General features: G+C 72.1%; 18 protein-coding genes. 7 read left to right on the forward strand and 11 right to left on the reverse strand.

The window, feature by feature from the left end; genetic code table 11:
• Position 1 precedes the first annotated feature (1 nt).
• A complete protein-coding gene (locus ACFWZH_RS36760; protein WP_384441892.1) occupies positions 2-967 on the reverse strand; it encodes a zinc-binding dehydrogenase in 966 nt (321 codons plus the stop codon).
• Between the two features lie 68 nt (positions 968-1035).
• On the opposite strand from ACFWZH_RS36760, the gene ACFWZH_RS36765 reads away from it, so the two are divergent.
• Complete coding sequence (locus ACFWZH_RS36765; RefSeq protein ID WP_384441895.1) at positions 1036-1674, forward strand: TetR/AcrR family transcriptional regulator; 639 nt, start codon at positions 1036-1038, stop codon at positions 1672-1674.
• A 111-nt stretch (positions 1675-1785) separates the two neighbouring features.
• On the opposite strand, the gene gntA is transcribed toward ACFWZH_RS36765, so the two are convergent.
• Together gntA and ACFWZH_RS36775 are read right to left on the reverse strand one after the other, a co-directional pair.
• Positions 1786-2505 carry a guanitoxin biosynthesis heme-dependent pre-guanitoxin N-hydroxylase GntA gene (gntA, locus tag ACFWZH_RS36770; RefSeq protein ID WP_384441898.1) on the reverse strand — a complete coding sequence of 240 codons (720 nt, stop codon included), beginning with the start codon at positions 2503-2505 and terminating at the stop codon, positions 1786-1788.
• 171 nt (positions 2506-2676) lie between these two features.
• Positions 2677-4182, reverse strand: a complete 1506-nt coding sequence (locus ACFWZH_RS36775) for a DHA2 family efflux MFS transporter permease subunit (protein WP_384441901.1) — start codon at positions 4180-4182, stop codon at positions 2677-2679.
• A gap of 238 nt (positions 4183-4420) precedes the next feature.
• On the opposite strand from ACFWZH_RS36775, the gene ACFWZH_RS36780 reads away from it, so the two are divergent.
• The 4 genes from ACFWZH_RS36780 (at position 4421) to ACFWZH_RS36795 (ending at position 8243) form a co-directional block, all read left to right on the forward strand.
• A complete protein-coding gene (locus ACFWZH_RS36780) occupies positions 4421-5689 on the forward strand; it encodes a beta-ketoacyl-[acyl-carrier-protein] synthase family protein (protein ID WP_384441904.1) in 1269 nt (422 codons plus the stop codon).
• Positions 5686-6972, forward strand: a complete 1287-nt coding sequence (locus tag ACFWZH_RS36785) for a ketosynthase chain-length factor (protein WP_384441907.1) — start codon at positions 5686-5688, stop codon at positions 6970-6972. The genes ACFWZH_RS36780 and ACFWZH_RS36785 overlap by 4 nt, the downstream gene beginning before the upstream one ends.
• 69 nt (positions 6973-7041) lie before the next feature.
• Complete coding sequence (locus ACFWZH_RS36790; protein WP_384441909.1) at positions 7042-7305, forward strand: acyl carrier protein; 264 nt, start codon at positions 7042-7044, stop codon at positions 7303-7305.
• Between the two features lie 17 nt (positions 7306-7322).
• A complete protein-coding gene (locus tag ACFWZH_RS36795; RefSeq protein ID WP_384441910.1) occupies positions 7323-8243 on the forward strand; it encodes an MBL fold metallo-hydrolase in 921 nt (306 codons plus the stop codon).
• 58 nt (positions 8244-8301) lie between these two features.
• On the opposite strand, the gene ACFWZH_RS36800 is transcribed toward ACFWZH_RS36795, so the two are convergent.
• Genes ACFWZH_RS36800 through ACFWZH_RS36830 form a run of 7 tightly spaced genes read right to left on the reverse strand, consistent with a single transcriptional unit; the run spans position 8302 to position 15615 of the window.
• Positions 8302-8502 (reverse strand): acyl-CoA carboxylase epsilon subunit, encoded by a 201-nt coding sequence (locus ACFWZH_RS36800; protein ID WP_384441912.1) that lies wholly within the window; start codon positions 8500-8502, stop codon positions 8302-8304.
• Positions 8503-8547: 45 nt separating this feature from the next.
• On the reverse strand, positions 8548-9294 hold the full coding sequence (locus ACFWZH_RS36805) for an SDR family NAD(P)-dependent oxidoreductase (protein WP_384441915.1): 747 nt from the start codon (positions 9292-9294) through the stop codon (positions 8548-8550).
• A gap of 55 nt (positions 9295-9349) precedes the next feature.
• Positions 9350-10519: an alpha/beta hydrolase family protein gene (locus ACFWZH_RS36810; RefSeq protein ID WP_384441918.1), complete on the reverse strand. Its 1170-nt coding sequence runs from the start codon at positions 10517-10519 to the stop codon at positions 9350-9352.
• Positions 10512-12071: an SRPBCC family protein gene (locus tag ACFWZH_RS36815; RefSeq protein ID WP_384441920.1), complete on the reverse strand. Its 1560-nt coding sequence runs from the start codon at positions 12069-12071 to the stop codon at positions 10512-10514. The genes ACFWZH_RS36810 and ACFWZH_RS36815 overlap by 8 nt, the downstream gene beginning before the upstream one ends.
• On the reverse strand, positions 12068-13663 hold the full coding sequence (locus ACFWZH_RS36820) for a class I adenylate-forming enzyme family protein (RefSeq protein ID WP_384441923.1): 1596 nt from the start codon (positions 13661-13663) through the stop codon (positions 12068-12070). The genes ACFWZH_RS36815 and ACFWZH_RS36820 overlap by 4 nt, the downstream gene beginning before the upstream one ends.
• 13 nt (positions 13664-13676) lie before the next feature.
• Positions 13677-14114 (reverse strand): SRPBCC family protein, encoded by a 438-nt coding sequence (locus ACFWZH_RS36825; protein ID WP_384441926.1) that lies wholly within the window; start codon positions 14112-14114, stop codon positions 13677-13679.
• Positions 14107-15615 carry a coproporphyrinogen-III oxidase family protein gene (locus tag ACFWZH_RS36830; protein WP_384441929.1) on the reverse strand — a complete coding sequence of 503 codons (1509 nt, stop codon included), beginning with the start codon at positions 15613-15615 and terminating at the stop codon, positions 14107-14109. Before ACFWZH_RS36830 ends, ACFWZH_RS36825 begins: the two co-directional genes overlap by 8 nt.
• A gap of 248 nt (positions 15616-15863) precedes the next feature.
• Here ACFWZH_RS36830 and ACFWZH_RS36835 point away from each other — a divergent pair, with 248 nt between their 5' ends.
• Both ACFWZH_RS36835 and ACFWZH_RS36840 read left to right on the forward strand, forming a co-directional pair.
• Positions 15864-16646 (forward strand): SDR family NAD(P)-dependent oxidoreductase, encoded by a 783-nt coding sequence (locus ACFWZH_RS36835; protein WP_384441932.1) that lies wholly within the window; start codon positions 15864-15866, stop codon positions 16644-16646.
• A gap of 175 nt (positions 16647-16821) precedes the next feature.
• Positions 16822-17487, forward strand: coding sequence for a BTAD domain-containing putative transcriptional regulator (locus ACFWZH_RS36840; RefSeq protein WP_384441936.1), 666 nt, complete (start codon positions 16822-16824; stop codon positions 17485-17487).
• Between the two features lie 66 nt (positions 17488-17553).
• Here ACFWZH_RS36840 and ACFWZH_RS36845 read toward each other — a convergent pair whose 3' ends face one another.
• Positions 17554-18528, reverse strand: a complete 975-nt coding sequence (locus tag ACFWZH_RS36845) for a helix-turn-helix transcriptional regulator (protein ID WP_384441939.1) — start codon at positions 18526-18528, stop codon at positions 17554-17556.
• Between the last annotated feature and the right edge of the window lie 56 nt (positions 18529-18584).

Below are 18584 nucleotides of genomic sequence, written 5' to 3' on the forward strand. Positions count from 1 at the left end.
GCTACAGGCAATGCCGCCGATCCGGCACTCCTGAGCGGATGTCAATGACGGCTTTGCCCGGCACGCGGCGGCCTGCCAGTTCGGCGGCTGCCTGCGCCGCCTGCGTCCAGTCGGTGCGCAGGGCGACTTGCGGGTCCAGCTCGCCGCGGGCGGTGAGTGCGGCGAGCCAGGTGAGGTCGGCGCCCAGCCCTACGGCATCGTCCAGCAGGTAGAACGTGGCGATCTGGCGGTTGTGGCGATGGCCGTTGCCGAAGAGGGCTCCGTAGGGGAACTGCTCGCCGTCGCCGGATATGTGCCCCGCAGCAACCAGTACGCCGTTCTCGGCCAGGACGCCGTGTGCGGCGACCATGTGGGCGCCGCCGACCAGTTCGACCACGCCGTGGACCGGTTCGAGGTGCTGGAGTGCGGCCAGGTCGGTGACGATCTCGTGGGCGCCGAGTGCGCGCAGTGCGTCCGCCTTTGCCGGATCGCTGGTCACCGCGGTGACATGTGCGCCGCCTCGGGCCGCGAGCTGGAGGGTGAAGCGGCCCACGCCGCCGCCTGCGCCGGTCACCAGGATGCGCCGTCCCAGGATCGGGCCGATGCGGTGGAGGGCGCGCAGGGCCGTGCCCGCTGCGACCGGCAGTGCGCTGATGGGGCCGAGGTCGGCTCCCTCGGGCACGGTGCCGATCAAATCGGTGTCCACGGCGCGCAGTTCGGCCCAGGCGCCGTCGGCCCCCATGGTGACGACGGGGGTGCCGACCGCGGGGCCGGAACCGTCTGCGGCTGCCCGGACCACCACGCCCGCGGCGTCCCAGCCGGGCACCGTGCCGGCTTCGCCCTCGGGGACCACGTGGTGGACCTCGCCGGCGTTGAGGGAGAACGAGTGGACCTGGATCAGGGCCTGGTGGGCGGCGGGTTCGGGGTCGGCGACCGCGGTGAGCGTGAGGTGCCCTGGGGCTGAGTGATCGATCGTCAGTGCTTTCACGACGAGAGATAGTGCCACTGAGTGGCATAAGCTCACAAGTGGCAAAAGCTGCTGGTAGGCTTCACCCTGTGCAGAAAGACCCGAAGGAACTGCCGCTGCGTGAGCGCAAGAAGCTGCGGACTCGTCAAGCTCTGGCCGATACGGCCCTCGAACTGTTCACCGCGCGGGACTTCACCGCGGTCACACTGGACGAGATCGTCGATGCAGTAGAGGTCTCCAAGCGCACCTTCTTCCGCACGTTCACCTCGAAGGAAGACGTGGCCCTGGCCCCGGAGAAGGAACTGTGGGCCGCCTACCTCGCGGACATCCAGACTCGGCCCCTGACCGGCGAGCGCCTGCTCGGCGCCTACAAGGATGCGCTGTTCGGGGCAGTGGAGCAGATGACGGACGGATGGGAGCAGCGCTTCCTGGCCAGCCGCAGCCTGGCCGACCGCACCCCCGCGCTGACCGCACACAGCCTGCGCCACTGCTCAGAGGTCTCCGAGAACGTCGTTCGGACCATGGCAGACCGGCTGGCCGGACATTCCCCCGGCCGCACCGAACTGCGCCTGCTGCTCGACCTCATGCTCGCCGCCTGGCACCGTGCACTGGAGGCATGGACCTCATCAGACGCCGCGCGGCAGGACCGCCCGGCACTCATCCGGCACATGCGCAAAGCCTTCGCAGCCATCCCCGCGGTCGCGGCACTGGCAGCTCAGGACAGCTGAGCGGACAGGACAACGTCCGCTGCTGATCACGTCGGGTCTGGAGACAAGCGCCGCTTGTCTCCAGACCCGACGTGTGTATCGCGTGCCCACTCGCGACGTTGAATCTCAAGCTCACCGCTGGTGCTGCATCAGCCCCTCGGTGTAGTCCTCGGTGGCCGGTTCGTGCCGTGCGACATAGGGGCACTTCCAGTCCGCTTCGGTGAACCGCCCCGAGAAGTGCCGTGCGGGCTGCGCGTACTCGTACACCGTGAAGCTCGGATTGACCGAGCCGTTGCGCCGTTCCTCGCGCCGGCGGATCGCGTCCTGCATCGAGTAGAACTTCTCGCCGAGCAGCATGAACTGCGCCAGGGAGTTGAAGGCGATCGCCGACGCCGAGAAGCGACGGCTCGCCCGCGACGAGCCGGGGTGCATCCCCACGACGAAGAACGCGTGCCCGCCCGTGTGGAAGCCGAAATTGGCCCGGTCGGGATCGGACGACGCGCCCGCGTCCAGGCCGTACGTCCGGCTGTCGATGTCGTGCATGAGCTGGAGGTGCTGCCATATCAGCCCCTCGTAGACGAGTTCGTCCACCGTGCCGGGCTCGTCGAACGTCGCGACGAAGGTACGGAAACTCTGGTCGGACAATTGGGGCCGCACCTCCTCGACGTACGCCACGAGGTCGCGGTGGTTGTCCCGAGCCGACGCCGGCTCGCCCATTCTTCGGTAGTGCCGATGCGTGATGGTGCCGCGTTTCAGCGCGGCGCGCGCCCCCAGGCAGCTGAACTCCGGGGTCTGCAGGAAGCGTTCCAGTTCGGTGCGGACGGCGGCGTGACGTTCGGTCGTTTCAGTCATCGTGGGACCTTGGCTGCGGGGGAACGGGAGGCGGTGCGGGCGGTCGTCGCCCGCGGGGCAGCCGTTCTCCGGCGTGACGGTGGCGATCAACGACTGCCGGAACCGACAGTGCGGGTGATCAGTCCGCGCGACAAGACATAGAACAGACAAAGGCCGATTGTCGCCGCCTGGTCATGTCTTGTCCCGCCCTGCGCCCGGTCGCTGCTTCTCCGCCCTCGCCGCACCCTCCGTCCGCTCCGTCCGCGGTCCCGACGCGGCGAGGATCGCCGCGGCGCCGCCGACGGACAGGACGGAGGCCGCGATCAGGCACCAGAAGGCCGAGTGGTAGCTGCCGGGAGCGGTCTGGCCTCCGGCGCTGTGGGTGACGACGGCGACCAGGAGGGACGCGCCGACCGCGCCGCCGAGGCGGAGGAAGATGTTGACCAGGGTGACCGCGTCGGGGAGGTGGGGCGGGTCGACGGTGACATAGGCGGCCGTCGACGACGGCACGACCGACAGGGCGTTGCCGACACCGAGGAAGAACAGACAGCCCTCCAGGACGAGGAGGGAGGCGTCCGGCGGCAGCAGCGCCGCCGGGAGGAACGTCGCGGTCGTCAGGACCGCACCGGCGAGGGACACCGGGCCGCCGCCGAAGCGGTCGGTCAGCCTCCCGGACAGCGGCAGCACCGCGGCACCGGCCGCGAAACCGACCATGGCCAGGCCCGTGCCGATCACGTCGTAGCCGCGCACCATCTGGAAGTACAGGGCCCACACGACCAGGGCACCGAACTGGATCACACCGGCCAGGAAACTCGATGCCGCCGCGGCGGCGAACACGCGGTTGGTGAACAGGCCGATGCGCAGCAGCGGTGCCTCGGTGCGCCGGCCGAGCAGGACGAAGGCCGCCAGGGCGCAGCAGCCGAGCAGCAGGGGCGCATAGGTCGTGGCGAGGCCGGGCCCGCCGGAGCGGCCGGGCAGACTGACCGCGTAGGTGAGGGCGGGCAGGCCGACGCCGATCAGGACGAACCCGCGGACGTCGAAGCGGGTCCCGGCGGCCCGCTCGCCGGGCGGGATGATGCGGCGGCCGAGCCACAGTCCCAGCAGGCCGAGCGGCACGTTCACCCAGAACAGCCACTGCCAGGAGGCGTGGGCGATCAGCAGGCCGCCGATCGTCGGCCCGGCCGCCGGCCCCAGCACCAGCGCCATCCCCGCGGTGCTCATCACCCGGCCCATGAGCGCGCGCCCGGCGACCTGCGCGATCACCGTCTGCCCGGCCGGCAGCAGCAGACCGCCGGCCAGCCCCTGCAGTACCCGGAAGGCGATCAGCAGCCGGATGTCGGTGGCCAGGGCGCACAGCGCCGACGCGGCGGTGAAGCCGCCGAGCGCCCACAGCCACAGCCGACCCGCGCCGAGCCGCTGGCTGCCCCAGCCGCACAGCGGCAGCCCGATGACCAGGGCCAGCAGATAGCCGCTGACGATCCATTGCGCCGACGGCAGCGGCGCGTCCAGGGAGTCGGCGACGGTGGCGAGGCCGACATTGACCAGGGCGCCGTCGAGCTGCGTCAGAAAGGCGCCGACGATCACCACCGCGGTCACCCGCCACACCTCGCGGGGCACGGCCGGGGCGGGCTTCGGGCCGGTCGGCGCCGCGACCCGGGGGCCGCTCGCGGAATCCGGGTCACCTTGGGTCGGCGCCATGTGTGCTGCCCTCTCCCTGCTGATTCGTGGCGGCTGGGAGACCAGTTGATCGAACGCCGGTCGTGGTCCGCTGGTAAGTCGCTCGAAGTCGGCTGGAAGCGCGCGGTCAAGGGCGGTGATCGGCCGCCAAGCGGCGCTCAAGCCCCGCTGAGCAGGCTGTGTCGCATCAACACCGCCAGGGGGAAGAGGGGTTCGCGATGGTCTGCGGTCAACAATCACCGGTGATCGGCGGTCCGGCATGAGCCGCCGTGTCGTCATGACGGGCATCGGGGTGCGCACCTCCGGCGGCCGCGGCACCGCACCGTTCTGGGAGCTGCTGACCTCCGGACGTACCGCCACCCGCCGGATCTCCTTCTTCGACCCGTCCCCCTACCGCTCGCAGATGGCCGCCGAAGCGGACTTCGACGCCGCCGCCGAGGGCCTGACGCCCGCCGAGACCGCACGCATGGACCGCGCCTCGCAGTTCGCGGTGGTCTGCGCACGGGAGGCGGTGGCGCACAGCGGCCTGGACTTCGCGGCACTGGACCCCACCCGCACCGGCGTCAGCCTCGGCAGCGCGGTGGCCGCCGCCACCAGCCTGGAGCAGCAGTACCTCGCGGTGTCCGGGGCCGGCCGCGACTGGCTGGTGGACCACACCCGGATGTCGCCGCACATGGCGGACTACCTCGTGCCGAGCGTGATGCCCGCCGAGGTGGCGTGGACGGTGGCCGCGCAGGGCCCCGTGGCGCTGGTCTCCAACGGCTGCACCTCGGGCCTGGACTCGGTGGGCCACGCCTGCCGCCTGATCCGCGAGGGCAGCGTCGACGTCATGCTCGCCGGCGCCGCGGACACCCCGATCACCCCGATCGTGGTCGCCTGCTTCGACGCGATCAAGGCCACCAGCCCCCGCAACGACGACCCCGAGCACGCCTCACGGCCGTTCGACCGGACCCGCAACGGCTTCGTCCTCGCCGAGGGCGCCGCCATGTTCGTCCTGGAGGAGTACGGCCACGCCCGCCGCCGCGGCGCGCACATCTACGCGGAGATCTCCGGCTTCGCCAACCGGTGCAACGCCTACCACATGACCGGGCTGAAGTCCGACGGGCGGGAGATGGCCGAGGCGATCCGGGTGGCGCTCGCGGAGGCCAGGGTGAACCCGTCGGACGTCGACTACATCAACGCGCACGGCTCCGGCACCCGACAGAACGACCGGCACGAGACCGCCGCGTACAAGCGCAGCCTCGGCGAGCACGCCTACCGGACACCGGTCAGCTCCATCAAGTCGATGGTCGGGCACTCCCTGGGCGCGATCGGCTCCATCGAGATCGCCGCGTGCGCGCTGGCCATCGAGCACGGCGTGGTGCCGCCGACGGCGAACCTGCACACGCCCGATCCCGAGTGCGACCTCGACTACGTACCGCGCACCGCCCGAGAGTGCCGGGTGGACACCGTCCTGACGGTGGGCAGCGGGTTCGGCGGTTTCCAGAGCGCGATGGTGCTGCGCCGCCCGGAAGGAGCGCGGGCATGACACAGCCGCAGGTACCCGCCGGGCCGCGGCCGGTCGACGGCGTCCGTACCGTCGTCACCGGGATCGGTCTGCTGACACCCAACGGGTCGGGCCTGGAGGAGTTCTGGGAGGCCACGCTGGAGGGCCGCAGCGGGATCGGCCCGCTCACGAGGTTCGACTCCTCGCGCTATCCGGCCCACCTCGCCGGCGAGGTCACCGACTTCGACCCGGCGCGGCATCTGCCGGGCCGGCTGCTGCCGCAGACGGACCGCTCCACCCAACTGGCCCTGGTCGCCGCGGACCGGGCGCTGCAGGACGCCAAGGTGGAGCCGGGCGCGTACACCGACTACGAGATGGGGGTGGTGACCGCCAACGCGTGCGGCGGGTTCGCCTTCACCCACCGCGAGTTCCGCAAGCTGTGGTCGCAAGGACCGGACGCGGTCAGCGTGTACGAGTCCTTCGCCTGGTTCTACGCGGTCAACACCGGCCAGATCTCCATCCGCAACGCGCTGCGCGGGCCGAGCAGCGCGCTGGTGACCGAGCAGGCCGGCGGGCTGGACGCGATCGGCCATGCGCGCCGGACGATCGTGGACGGCACCCCGCTGGTCGTCACCGGGGGAGTGGACTCCGCGCTGGACCCCTGGGGCTGGGCGTCCCAGATCGCCGGCGGCCGGGTGAGCCCGGCGACCGATCCGGCCGCCGCCTATCTGCCCTTCGACGCCGGGGCCTTGGGCCATGTGCCCGGCGAGGGCGGCGCACTGCTGGTGCTGGAGGACGCCGACGCGGCCCAGCGGCGCGGCGCGCAGCAGGTCTACGGCGAGATCGCCGGCTACGCGGCGACCTTCGACCCCCCGCCCGCCCTCGACCGGGCAGCCACCCCGCCCGGCTGCGCGGCGCCGTCCGGGCTCGGCCGCGCCGCCCGACTGGCCCTCGCACAGGCCGGGGTGGCGCCCCGGGAGGTGGATGTGGTGTTCGCCGACGGCGCCGGGATCGCCGAACTCGACCGCGCGGAGGCCGACGCCCTCGCGGACCTCTTCGGCCCGCACGGTGTGCCGGTCACCGTGCCCAAGGCCCTGACCGGACGGCTGCTCTCGGGGGCCGGACCGGTCGACGTCGCCGCCGCGCTGATGTCCCTGCGCGACGGCGTCATCCCGCCCACGCCCACCGGCACGGTGCCGGAGGAGTACCGGATCGACCTCGTGCGGGGACGGGCGCGGGCCGCGCGGGTCGGTTGCGCGCTGGTCCTGGCCCGCGGCCGCTGGGGCTTCAACGCCGCCGTCGTCGTCCGCGACGCACCCCGCTGACCCCGCACGGCCCCGGGACACCGTCCGCCGCCCGCTCGCCCACACCATCCACACACCAAGGAGCTGACCATGGCAACGACCCCCATGACCCTCGACGACCTGCGCCGGATGCTGACCGAGGCGGCCGGCGAACCCGAACACGGCGTCCTCGCGGGCGACATCGAGGACACCGAGTTCGAGGCGCTCGGCTATGACTCGCTGGCCCTGCTGGAGACCGCGGCGTTGATCACCCAGGAGTTCGCGGTGCGCATCGCCGACGAGGACCTCTTCGAGCTGCGCACCCCACGCGCCGTGCTGGACCTGGTCAACGGCGCCGCCGCGCAGGCGCGTTGAGGACGGGGGAGAGCCGGATGCGGACCCCCACCGGGTCGGCGGGCCTGACCGAGGTCGCCGACGACGTCTATGCGTACGTCCAGCCGCCCGGCGGCTGGTGCGTCAGCAACGCGGGAGTGGTCGCCGGGCCGGACGGCGCGCTGGTCGTGGACACCCTCGCCACCCAGCGGCGGGCCGAGCGGCTGCGGGCGTCCGTGGACGCGCTGGGCACCGGCCCGAGGCGCACGGTGGTGAACACCCACCACCACGGCGACCACACCTTCAACAACCATGTCTTCGGTGCCGCGGCCGAGGTGATCGCCCACGAGCGGGCGGTCGCCGAACTCGACGCGACCGGCCTGGCCCTGACCGCGCTGTGGCCCGACGTGGAGTGGGGCGACGTCCGCGTCGCCCGGCCCACCCTCACCTTCGCCGACCGCATCACGCTGAGGGTCGGCGAAACGCATATGGAGGTCTTCCACGTCGGCCCGGCACACACCACCAACGACATCGTGGTGTGGCTGCCCGGACCGAAGGTGCTGTTCGCCGGCGACGTGGTGCTGTCGGGCTGTACGCCGTTCGCGCTGATGGGCTCGGTGTCCGGTTCCCTCGCGGCGATCGAGCGGCTGCGGGGCCTGGGCGCCAGGACCGTCGTGTGCGGGCACGGCCCCGTGGCGGGCCCGGAGGTGTTCGAGGAGAACGCCGCCTATCTGCGGCGCGTCCAGCAGATCGCCGCGGCCGGCGCCGCGGAGGGCTGGAGCCCGCTGCGGGCTGCCCGGGAGGCGGGGGCCGGAGAGTTCGGGCACTGGCTGGACCCGGAGCGGCTGGTGGGCAATCTGCACCGGGCGTACGCCGAACTGACGCCGGGCGCCACGCCGGGGGCGGCACTGGACGTGCCTCCGGTGTTCGGCGAGATGGTCGCGTACAACGACGGGAAACTGCCCGGCTGCGCGGCGTGAGGTGGACGGCGCACGGGCGCCCGCGGCCGCCGGCCGCGGGCGCCCTCGTCGTCACCGGTCAGTGGCCGCGCCGCCAACTGCCCGGCACGGCATGGCGGGGCAGCCGCTCCAGGCGCTGCCACCCGGCGTAGCGCGCACCGTCCGGGGCCGGCCGGACGCGCCGGGGCGGCGGCCGCCGCGCCAACGCGCCGACCAGCGCGGCGGTCAGCGCCGCCAGTTCCTCCGCCGTCGGCTCGCCCTTGGTGATGCGTACCAGCACCCTGCTCTCCGTTCCCCCGTGGTGGTCATCGGTGCGGTGGCTCGGCTACGGCGTCGCGCCGCCGTCCACGGTGATGACCTGACCGGTGATCCACCGGCCGGCGTCGCTCACCAGGAACGCGATCACATCGGCCACGTCCTGCGGCTGCCCGAGCCGCTTGAACGGCGACGCCTCGGCCATCGCCGCCTGCCGCTCGGCGGGCGCCCGGTCGAACATGCCGGGCACGGTCGGCCCCACCCGCAGGGAGTTGACGGTGATACCGCGGGCGCCCAGCTCCTTCGCGGCGACCGTGCTCAGCAGCTCCAGCGCGGCCTTGCTCGCGGCGTACAGGCCGGACCCGGCGATCGGCGCCTGGACGAGCGTGGAGGAGATGCCGACGATCCGCCCCCACTCCGTCAGATGACGGCTCGCCTCCCGCAGGACGTTCAGCGCTCCGCGCACATTGACGTCGAAGACCCGCGCGTAGTGCTCCTCCTCGGTCTCCGCGAGCGGCCGGGGCGCGGTCGTCCCGGCGTTGTTGACCACGACGTCGAGCCGGCCGTGGCGCGCCAGGACACCGGCGAAGACGGCGGACACCTGGTCGGCGTCGGTCACGTCGAGGTGCACCGCCTCGGCGGTGCCCCCCGACTGCTCGATCGTGGCGACCAGTTGCTTCGCGGCGGCGTCCCCGGTGAAGGCGGCCACCACGACATGGTGGCCGTCGGCGGCCAGTCGCTGGCAGACGGCGGTGCCGATACCGCCGGCACCCCCCGTCACGAGGGCGACCAGCCCGGTCGGGATCGTCAGGGCCATGGCATCTCCTTATGTGGTGGTGGGCTCTCGACCGGGCGGCGCCCGCCGCCGCCCGTCATGCCGGCCCGCCCGGGGGCAGCAGCCGCCCGGCGACCCAGTCGGCGGCTTCCAGGCTCCAGGCCTCGATCATGTTCAGACACACATGCGCCTCGCCGGGATACGTCAGCAGCCGGTGGCGCGGGCCCCAGGCACGGTCGAGCTCCTCCAGGGCGGTGAGCGGGAAGATGTCGTCCAGCGCACCGTGGACGCTCAGCACCTCCGTGTCGATCGAGCCGCCGACGTCAAGGGCGAGCGCCGCGAGGCGCACGCGCATGTCGGCGGCGTCGCCACCCATGAACGCGAAGCGGAAGTCGTCCTTCAGACGGCGCGGCAGTTCGTCGTACGGAGCGACGCGCGGCCCGCCGGAGGCGTTGACCACACACGCGAACGCGTCCCCCAGCGACCGCGCCACCCGCAGCGCGAAGTACCCGCCGAAACTGACGCCGAAGAAGGCCAGCCGGTTCGACGCGATCCGGCGATCCGCGCGCAACCGCTCCACCAGCGCCGCGACCACACCCTCCATCTCGATGCGCAGCGGTGTGCGGCCGACCTGGACACCCTGGCCGGGCCCGTCGAACAGCAGCGCCGCCATGCCCCGGTCCAGATAGGCCTCCGCCAGCGCCAGCACCTCCACCTCGGTCATCGAGTCCAGCCCGTTCGACAGCACCACGCACGGCAGCGGGCCGGCCGGCCGCCGATGCGCGGGCGGCAGCACCAGCCAGTACGGCACCGGCTCCGGGCCGGCCTCACCCGCGGGCAGCTCACCCGCCTCGAAGTCCAGGTCCGCGCCCTCCAGGCCGGCGAGGAAGAACTCGCGGACCTTCCCGCGCAGCCGGGACTTGCGCCGGGCGTCGTCGAAGTACATGAACTCCGCCCAGTGGTAGCAGCCGGCCGCGGCACGGGCGGCCCGCGCCCGGCCCGCCGCGGTCGACGAGCCGCCGGCCAGCCGCGCATAGCGGTCGCCGAGCGAGGTCCAGCGCCGCCGCCACTCGTCCCAGAACGCGGCCGACGCCAGATCGAGGTCGTCGCAGGGGAACCCGTCCAGAGCCACCGCGACATCGCCCCAGCCGACCTGCGGGGCGTAGCGCGAGCGCAGGAACAGCAGCCGCGGCAGGAAGTAGCCGCAGGCGCGGAAGAGCGGTTCGGGCAGCCGGGCCGGCCGGACGGCCGGCGGTGCGCTAGGCACCGTGCCCGTCCGACGTGGGGGCCGCGGCGCCGTCGGCGGCCCGCGACCGGCTCCCCAGCGCCCGCGCGCACGCCTCCACGGTCCGCCGGCTGTTGCCGTCCAGCAGGTCGCGCACCCGCCGCTTGCACTCCCGCAGCTCGGCCGTGCCGAACGCCTTCTCGCAGGCCACCGCGTCGAGCACGGCGGTGTGCCGGGAAACCACCTCGCTGCCGCCACCGGCGGCGGCCCGTACCTGCCAGCTGCCCTCGTGGCGCAGCAGCAGCGGCGGCGGCTCCGGCTGGAAGTAGACGATCGACAGCCGCTCGGCGTCGCAGTGCCGCACACTGCGGAACGTCTCGGCCCCGGCGGCGGTCTGCACCTCCAGTACGAACTCCTGGTGGCGCCCGTCGTCGTGGCGCAACTCCAGCCCCTCGCAGTGCGGCAGCAGCTTCGGCCAGCCCGCCACGTCGGCGAGCAGGGCGTAGACCGCGTCCGGCGGGTGCGGCAGCGACATACGGGTGGTGATCTCGGTGAGGGTGTCGATGCCGTCCTCGGCGTAGGCGCGCAGCGCCGTCATCTCGGCGGCCGCGTTGGTCTCCACGAAGCCGCGGACCACCGCGGCTGCCTCCGCCACGGTCGTCACCCCGTCGCGGACGCCCCGGACGTCGTCGAGCATCCGCCAGTGCCGGTCCACGGTCAGCAGGCAGCGCTCCGGCCCCAGCGGCACCACCCGCCACTCACCGCGCATCGACGCGACGAACGGCATCGGCACCGGCAGGTGGTAGTCGATCCGGCGGATCGCGTCGTGGTACCGGCGCCGGGTCTCCCACGCCACGGTCCGCCCCTCCTGCGCCGCCTCGATGCGCACCAGCTCGCCGGTGGCGTCCGAGCCGATGGCGGCCGCGCCCAGGCAGGCGTCGAAGATCCGCGGCCAGTGGGCGGTGTCCCGGATCAGCCCGTACACCGCGTCGGCCGGCGCGTCGACGACGGCGGAGTGCCGCGCGTGGCAGTCGCGTTCGGCGGCGGGCGGCGCGGACCGTTCGACCGCGGCCTTGATGTTGCCTAGCTCCGTCGCGGAGTTGGCGTCTATCGCGGACTCGATGAAGCGCTCCGCCTGCTCCCAGGTGGTGACGCCCTCGACCTGCCCGGCGACGTCCTCGCACAGGTCGTAGGCGTGCTCCAGCAACAGCAGGCTCTGCTGGGCGTTGACCGCGACCACCCGCCACTCGGTGGTCATCGCGGCGACCAGCTTCATCGGCTCCACCACCTCGGCCCGCACGCCGCAGACCTCCGGCAGGAACCGGCGCCGCGAGCGCCAGGTCATCGGTGCGCCGCCCACCAGGGCGCGGATCTCGACCAGTTCGCGGTCCGGCTCCTGTTCGAGCACGGTGACCGCCTGGCACGGTGCGAAGATCCGCGGCCAGTCGGCCGAACGGCGGATCACGTCGTACACCCGCCCCGGCGGGGCGGCACAGACGACGGAGTGGGACAGGTGGTAGCGCATGGCACACAACTCCTGCTCTTCGACGGTGGTGTGCCGCACGGCCGGGCCGGCCGCGCGGCGGCGGGTCACAGTTCGATCAGCGCGCCGCGGTCGATCCGCCGGGCGACCTCGGCGCGGAGCACCTTGTCGTTGCCGCTCTTGGGGAACGGGGCGTCGCTCGCGTACACCAGGTCCGGCCACTTCTCCCGGCTGAGCACCCCGCTCAGCGCGGCCGTCACCGCCGCCCTGACCTCCGCGGCCGGGCGGGCTCCCAGGGGGCCCGAGACGCAGGCCACCGGGCACTCGGACAGCGTCTCGGGACCGGCCAGCGCGACCAGCGCCACCTCCCGCACCCCGGGCAGCCCGGCGAGTACCGCCTCGACCTCCTCGGGGTAGACCCGATGGCCGTTCGCGCCCATCACCGAGCCGTTCAGCCGCCCCTTCAGCAGCAGATCGCCGTCCGGGCTCCAGGCACCCACGTCACCGGTGCGCAGCCACCGGCCCGGCGGCTCGACGACGCCGGAGGCCACATCGAGGTACCCCTCCATGACGGCGTCGCCGCGCACCAGGACCTCGCCCACCTCCGGCGGATGGCCCGGCAGCGGGTCCAGCCGCACCTCCAGGGTGTCGTCGGGCCGCCCCACGTTGTACGCGCCGCGCAGCTGGCGCCCCGCGCGGTGGGCGGCCTCGTCCAGCCAGCAGAACGGCCCGTAGGTCTCGCTCAGGCCGTAGCCCTGCACCCACGCGCACGGCATGGCCCGCCGGCCGCGTTCGAGCAGGGTCCGCGGCATGGCGGCCGCGCCGTAGGCGACCACCCGCAGCCCGGACAGGTCGGCCGGGCCCGCCTCGGCGCCGTCGAGGAAGCGGCGCAACGCCAGCGGCCGCAGCATGATGTGCGTGGCCCGGTGGGCGGCGACCTCCGCCGGCCAGCGCGCGGGGTCCCGGCTCTGCGGCACGATCAGGTGGGCGTCGTGCAGCAGCGCCCCGAAGGAGAAGATCACCCCCGTCGTGTTGTTGAGCAGCCCGGACAGGAACACCCGGGCGCCGGGCCCGAACCGCAGCATGCGGGTCACGCTGCGCACCCGTCGGCACACCAGCGCCTCGGAGACGCTGACGGCCTTGGGAGAGCCGGTCGAACCGCTCGTGAAGAGCGTCAGGAAGTTCTCGACCGGCTCCGGCGGGCCGACAGGCAGGGCGGTGGCGGCCTCGCCGGGCCGCGCGTGCGCGGTCTCCTCGGGGAGGACGAGCACCCGCGGCCCGAGCCCGCCCAGGGCGCGTACCCCGGCGAGCCGGCCGTCGTCGCCGTCGTCGCGCTGCAGGTGGACGACGGCGTCGGGGCGGGCGTCGGCGACGATGGTGCGCCACTCCGGCAGCGCCGCGGCCCGCAGGTTGTAGGGCATCAGCACCCGCAGGCCCAGTGCCCCGGCCGCGGCGAGGAAGGCGATACCGCGCGCGTCGTGGTCGAGCAGGGCCAGCACCCGGTCGCCTCTGGCCAGGCCGTGCCGGCGCAGCTGCTGGGCGCAGCGCCCGGCGGTGTCGGCGAGCTGCCGCCGGGTGTAGGTGCGTCCCGGCTCGACCAGCCGGAACGCCCCGCCGGCCCCGGACGCCGGGCCCGTCCCCAGCAGCAGGTCGGTCAGCCTGCCCGCCGGTCGGGAGCCGGCGCCCGCGTCGTGATCCCCCATCGCCGCCCGGCCCTCAGTCGCTGCCGACGAGGTCGGCGAGGTTGACCAGCGACTGCGCCAGCCCGCTCTGCAGATGCGGCCAGACGTCCCGGGCGAAGGCCGCCACGGTGTCGTCGGCGATGTCCGCGACGAGTTCGTGGGTCACCTTGATCCGGGAGCCGAGCGGCTCCATGCGGTGGTGGGTGACCAGCGTCCCGAACGGCAGCACCGCCTCGTCGCTGAACTCCTCGCCCTGGGTGACGGAGGTGAGGGTGACCGTCAGCGGCTGCCCTCCCTGCGGGGTGAGGGTGTAGCTGTTGCCGGCCTTGAAGTTGCCGTGCAGCTGGGTGCTGTCGATGCCGTCGTCCCAGGTCTTCCAGGCGTTGACGTCCACCCACACCGCCCAGATGTCGTGCACCAGGGCATTGACGGTGACGGTCGCCTGCGCGACGAACCGCTGGGTCTCAGTCACGGCCGTCCGCCTCCCGCCCGGTGGTGGACGCCGCCGTCACGGCCGCCGGGGCCGCCACCTCGCCGGGCGGCGGGAAGAAGGTCACGTCCTTGTCGCCGAGCCAGTACTCGCGGGCGTGCGCGCCGACCTCGACCATCACGCCGTTGAGCGACCAGTTCGGTTCGTTCAGCGACCGCGCGTCGTTCCAGAACGCCGGATTGAAGAATTCGAGGATGACGTTCGTGTGCCAGATCAGGCCCAGTCGCGTCAACCGCATCCGGTCCTCGGTGAGTTCGACCAGGCCCTTGCGCTCCAGCCGCCGCAGTTCGTCGGCGAAGTCCTCGCGGAAGTCGCTGCCGAACTTGCTCCGGTAGAAGGCGTACTCGATCTCGTAGTACAGCAGGGCGAAGACCACGTACCGCTCGCGCTGGACGCGCGGGGAGAGTTCGTCGGTGACCGTGCTGATGAGGAAGTCGCCGCTCTCGACGGTCTCGATGTACTTCTCGACGTCCGTCTCGGTGCCCAGCCGGTATCCGTCGAAGTAGCTGTAGGAGCCGGGGCCGACGGCCAGGGTGTCGATGTACACCTTCCAGTTCCAGTGGTTGTACATGTTCTCGTAGCCCGGCTTGCAGAAATGGTCGACCATGTACATCGAGTAGCCCATTTCCTCGGCTATTTCGATGGCCTCCCGGTACATCGCCTTCACCATCGGGCCCTCGGGATCCGCCGGCCGATCGACCTTTCCCTTGGTGATCAGCTTCGCCTGGATGGTGTCCTGGTGGATCCGGTAGAGGTAGATCGTGAAGTGCGGGACGTCCAGGGTGGACAGCGTCTGCAGGTCACGCCGCCAGATGTCGAGCGTGTGCCCCGGCATGTTGTACATCAGGTCGAGCTGGATGTTGCGGAATCCGCGCGCCTGGAACTCCTTGATGACCCGGGCGCTGTCCTCCGCGGCGTGCGGTGAGCCGATCACCCCGAGCAGTTCCGGCTGGAAGGACTGGACGCCCAGGCTGAGCCGGTTGATCGCCGACCCCGCGACGTAGTCGATCTTCTCCTCGTCGAAGTCGCGGGCGTTGCCCTCCAGCGTGAATTCGCAGTCGTCCGCGACGTGGAACGTCTCGAAGACGGTGTCGACCAGCCGCCGCAGATTCCCGGTGCGCAGAATGCTGCCGGTGCCGCCGCCGATGAAGATGTTGCGGATCAGACCGGTCGCGAACTTCGGATAGGCACCCCACCGCTTGAGGTCGGTGATCAGGGCCTCGATGTAGCGCTCCTCGCGGCCGTTGGGGTCCTTCTCCGACAGCAGGCTCGCGAAGTACGGGCAGGACTTGCAGCGCGTACGGCAGAACGGGATGCCGATGTACAGCACGAAGTCGCCGCCCTGCTGCCGCATGTCGATATGCGACTCCAGCCATTCCCGGCCGCCGGTGGTCCGGTGCATGCCCGGCGGGTACAGGATGAAGGGCAGATAGCACTTGTTCGGATACGGGTCGCCGGCCGTCCCGTCTTCCAGCTCGGTCATGGATCTCCCCTCTCGCGCCGCACGATGCGATCGCCGCGCCACGATCGCCCACCCCGCTCGAAGGGCGCTCACCTGCGCGGTGGAGGCCCGCGGCGGCGCGCTGGGCGGTGCCTCGCTCCCCTTTCGACGGCCTTGCGACCGGTCTTCCAGCGACCTTCCAGAGCCCTGCGAGGGAGCCTCCAGCGCCGTGTGGTCTCTCTGGTGGCGAGGACGTGATGTACGGACATCGCGGAAGGGATGGGACAACCATGAGCGCACAGCACCGCGTGGCACTGGTGACCGGAGCGACCAGCGGCATAGGGCTGGAGATCGCCCGGACTCTCGCCGAGGACGGCGCCCGGGTCTTCCTCTGCTCGCGCCGCCCGGAAGCCGTGGCCGCCACGGTCAAGGAGCTGCAGGAGAGCGGATTCGACGTCGGCGGCACCGCCTGCGACGTGACCTCGGCCGCCGACGCCGACCGGCTGGTACGCGCCTGCGTGGACCGCTACGGTCCCGTGGAGATCCTCGTCAACAACGCCGGACGGCCCGGTGGCGGCGCTACGGCGGAGGTAGCCGACGACCTCTGGTACGACGTCATCAACACCAATCTCAACAGCGTATTTCTCGTCACCAAACGCGCACTCACCATTGGTGGAATGGCTGAGGCGGCCTACGGACGCATCATCAATATCGCCTCCACCGGCGGTAAACAAGGCGTCGTGCACGCGGCTCCCTACTCGGCATCGAAGCACGGTGTCGTGGGCTTCACCAAAGCACTGGGGCTGGAGCTGGCCAGGACGCCGGTCACCGTCAACGCGGTCTGCCCCGGATTCGTGGAAACGCCCATGGCGGAACGGGTGCGGGAACACTACGCCGGGGTCTGGGGCGTGGAGGAGCCGGAGGTGCATCAGCGCATCACCGGGCGGGTGCCGATCGGCCGCTATGTCGAGCCGTCAGAAGTCGCCGCGATGGTGCGGTACTTGGTTGCCCCGAGCGCCGGAGCGGTCACCGCACAGGCCCTCAACGTCTGCGGAGGGCTGGGAAATTACTGATTCTTGAGCCGGAAAACCGACCGGCGGGGTTAGGCTCCGGCGGACGGTCGAAGACGTCGCTGAAACCAGACAGCATGGAAGCGGGGGGGCCGCTGTGCAGTTCAAGGTGTTCGGACAGGTGGAGATATCCCATGAAGCCCAGTCATTGATCGTGGGGAGGTCAAAGGTTGGGCAGATGCTTTCTCTCCTGCTGGCCAGGAACAACGAGACCGTGAGCGTCGACACGCTCATCGCGGAATTGTGGGGAGAGCGTGTTCCGCGGAGCGCTCTCACCACACTCCAGACGTACGTCTACCACGCCCGGAAAACACTGGCGACGGGACTGCGGCTGCACAACACCGAAAGGATATTGGTCACCCGGCCCTCCGGATATCTCATAGCGGTCGACGACAGCGCCCTGGACGCCTCCATGTTCGAGTGCCTGGTCGCGCAGGGCAGCGGATTCCTCGGCAGCGGGGACGTCGAATCGGCGGCCACCCGTATCACCGAGGCGCTCCGGCTCTCCCGCGGCCCGGCGTTCGCGGGCATGCCCATCGGCAAGGTCCTCGACGCGCACGTCACCTACCTGCAGGAGCTGCGCCTCAACGCGGTCGGCATCCGCATCGAGGCCCAGCAGCGCCTCGGCCGGCACCGCGAACTGGTGCCCGAGCTGCGCACGCTGGTGTCGGAGAACCCGCTCAACGAGGGCTTCCACGCCCAGCTCATCGACACCCTGCACCACTGCGGACGCCGGGCCGAAGCGCTGCAGGCCTACCAGCGGCTGTGGCGGATCCTCGACGCCGAACTCGGCGTGCAGCCCTCACCGGAGGTGCAGGACCTGTACCAGAAGCTGCTGGTCTGAGCGGCCGCCCGGCCATCGGCGGTGACCTCCCGGCGCGTGGACCGCGCGCCGGGCCCGGTGCGCGTCTCAACCACGGTCTTCGCCGTCACCCCCGTACAACCGCGTCACCTCCGCCGCCGCGGCCGCCAGTTCCTCGCGCGCCGAGGCGGGCCCCAGCACCTCCACGTCCGCACCGAAGACCAGCAGCGCACGCGCCGCCCGCACGGCCCGGAAGGCCAGCTCCACATCCGCCCACCCGTCGCCCCGGTCCGCCGGCGGACCGGCGAGATGTGCCGACTGGATCCGCAGGAACATGTCCAGCCGCTCGCTCCGCACCCGGCACTGCACCCGCACCTCGTCCGGGACCCGCTCCACCCCGTCCCGCAACGCCGTCCAGACCTCCGCCAGCCCCAGCCCCGGGCGCCGGCGGACCGGTTCCTCGTCGACCGTCGCCGACTGCACCCGGTCCGCCCGGAACAACCGCGGCTCACCGTCCCGGTCGGCGACGAGGTACCAGACACCGGCCTTGCTCACCAGGCCGTACGGGTCGACGGTGTACTCGCCCGCCGCGGCCTCCCCGCTGCGCCGGTAGCGCAGCCGCAGCCGCCGGTCGGTGAACACCGCGCGCTGCAGCTCGCCCAGCTCCACGTCGGCGGGCCGGCCCTGCATCCACCGCACCGGGTCGACCAGGATCCGCTCGCTGGTCCGCTCCGCCGCCGGCCGGTGATCCGGGGGCAGCGCCGCCATCACCTTGCGCAACGCGGAGGCGATCGAGCCGCCGAGCCCCAGCGCCTTGTGCGCCCCGTCGGCCGCCAGCACGAACAGCGCCCGGGCCTCGTCGGAGGTCAGGCCCGTCACGTCGGTGCGGTATCCCGGCAGCAGCCGCACCCCGCCGGTGCGTCCCCGCTCGGCCCACACCGGCACCCCGGCGGCCGAGAGCGCCTCGACGTCCCGATAGATCGTACGGACCGACACCTCCAGCTGGGCGGCGAGTTCCGTCGCCGGGATGCCGCCGCGGGCCTGCAGCAGCAACAGGATGGACAGCAGCCGGTCGGCTTTCATGCAGCGCAGTTTAAAACCTGACGGGTCCTGTCAGGTATCACCCCGCAGAGTGGACC

Source organism: Streptomyces sp. NPDC059008 (genome assembly GCF_042749045.1).
Classification (GTDB): Bacteria; Actinomycetota; Actinomycetes; order Streptomycetales; family Streptomycetaceae; genus Streptomyces.

Excerpts from the sequence above, each read along its gene's own strand:
- gntA (WP_384441898.1), bottom strand. The coding sequence starts at position 2,505 with ATGACTGAAACGACCGAACGTCACGCCGCCGTCCGCACCGAACTGGAA.
- ACFWZH_RS36775 (WP_384441901.1), bottom strand. The coding sequence starts at position 4,182 with ATGGCGCCGACCCAAGGTGACCCGGATTCCGCGAGCGGCCCCCGGGTC.
- ACFWZH_RS36780 (WP_384441904.1), top strand. The coding sequence starts at position 4,421 with ATGAGCCGCCGTGTCGTCATGACGGGCATCGGGGTGCGCACCTCCGGC.
- ACFWZH_RS36785 (WP_384441907.1), top strand. The coding sequence starts at position 5,686 with ATGACACAGCCGCAGGTACCCGCCGGGCCGCGGCCGGTCGACGGCGTC.
- ACFWZH_RS36790 (WP_384441909.1), top strand. The coding sequence starts at position 7,042 with ATGGCAACGACCCCCATGACCCTCGACGACCTGCGCCGGATGCTGACC.
- ACFWZH_RS36795 (WP_384441910.1), top strand. The coding sequence starts at position 7,323 with ATGCGGACCCCCACCGGGTCGGCGGGCCTGACCGAGGTCGCCGACGAC.
- ACFWZH_RS36805 (WP_384441915.1), bottom strand. The coding sequence starts at position 9,294 with ATGGCCCTGACGATCCCGACCGGGCTGGTCGCCCTCGTGACGGGGGGT.
- ACFWZH_RS36820 (WP_384441923.1), bottom strand. The coding sequence starts at position 13,663 with ATGGGGGATCACGACGCGGGCGCCGGCTCCCGACCGGCGGGCAGGCTG.
- ACFWZH_RS36830 (WP_384441929.1), bottom strand. The coding sequence starts at position 15,615 with ATGACCGAGCTGGAAGACGGGACGGCCGGCGACCCGTATCCGAACAAG.
- ACFWZH_RS36835 (WP_384441932.1), top strand. The coding sequence starts at position 15,864 with ATGAGCGCACAGCACCGCGTGGCACTGGTGACCGGAGCGACCAGCGGC.
- ACFWZH_RS36840 (WP_384441936.1), top strand. The coding sequence starts at position 16,822 with ATGCTTTCTCTCCTGCTGGCCAGGAACAACGAGACCGTGAGCGTCGAC.
- ACFWZH_RS36845 (WP_384441939.1), bottom strand. The coding sequence starts at position 18,528 with ATGAAAGCCGACCGGCTGCTGTCCATCCTGTTGCTGCTGCAGGCCCGC.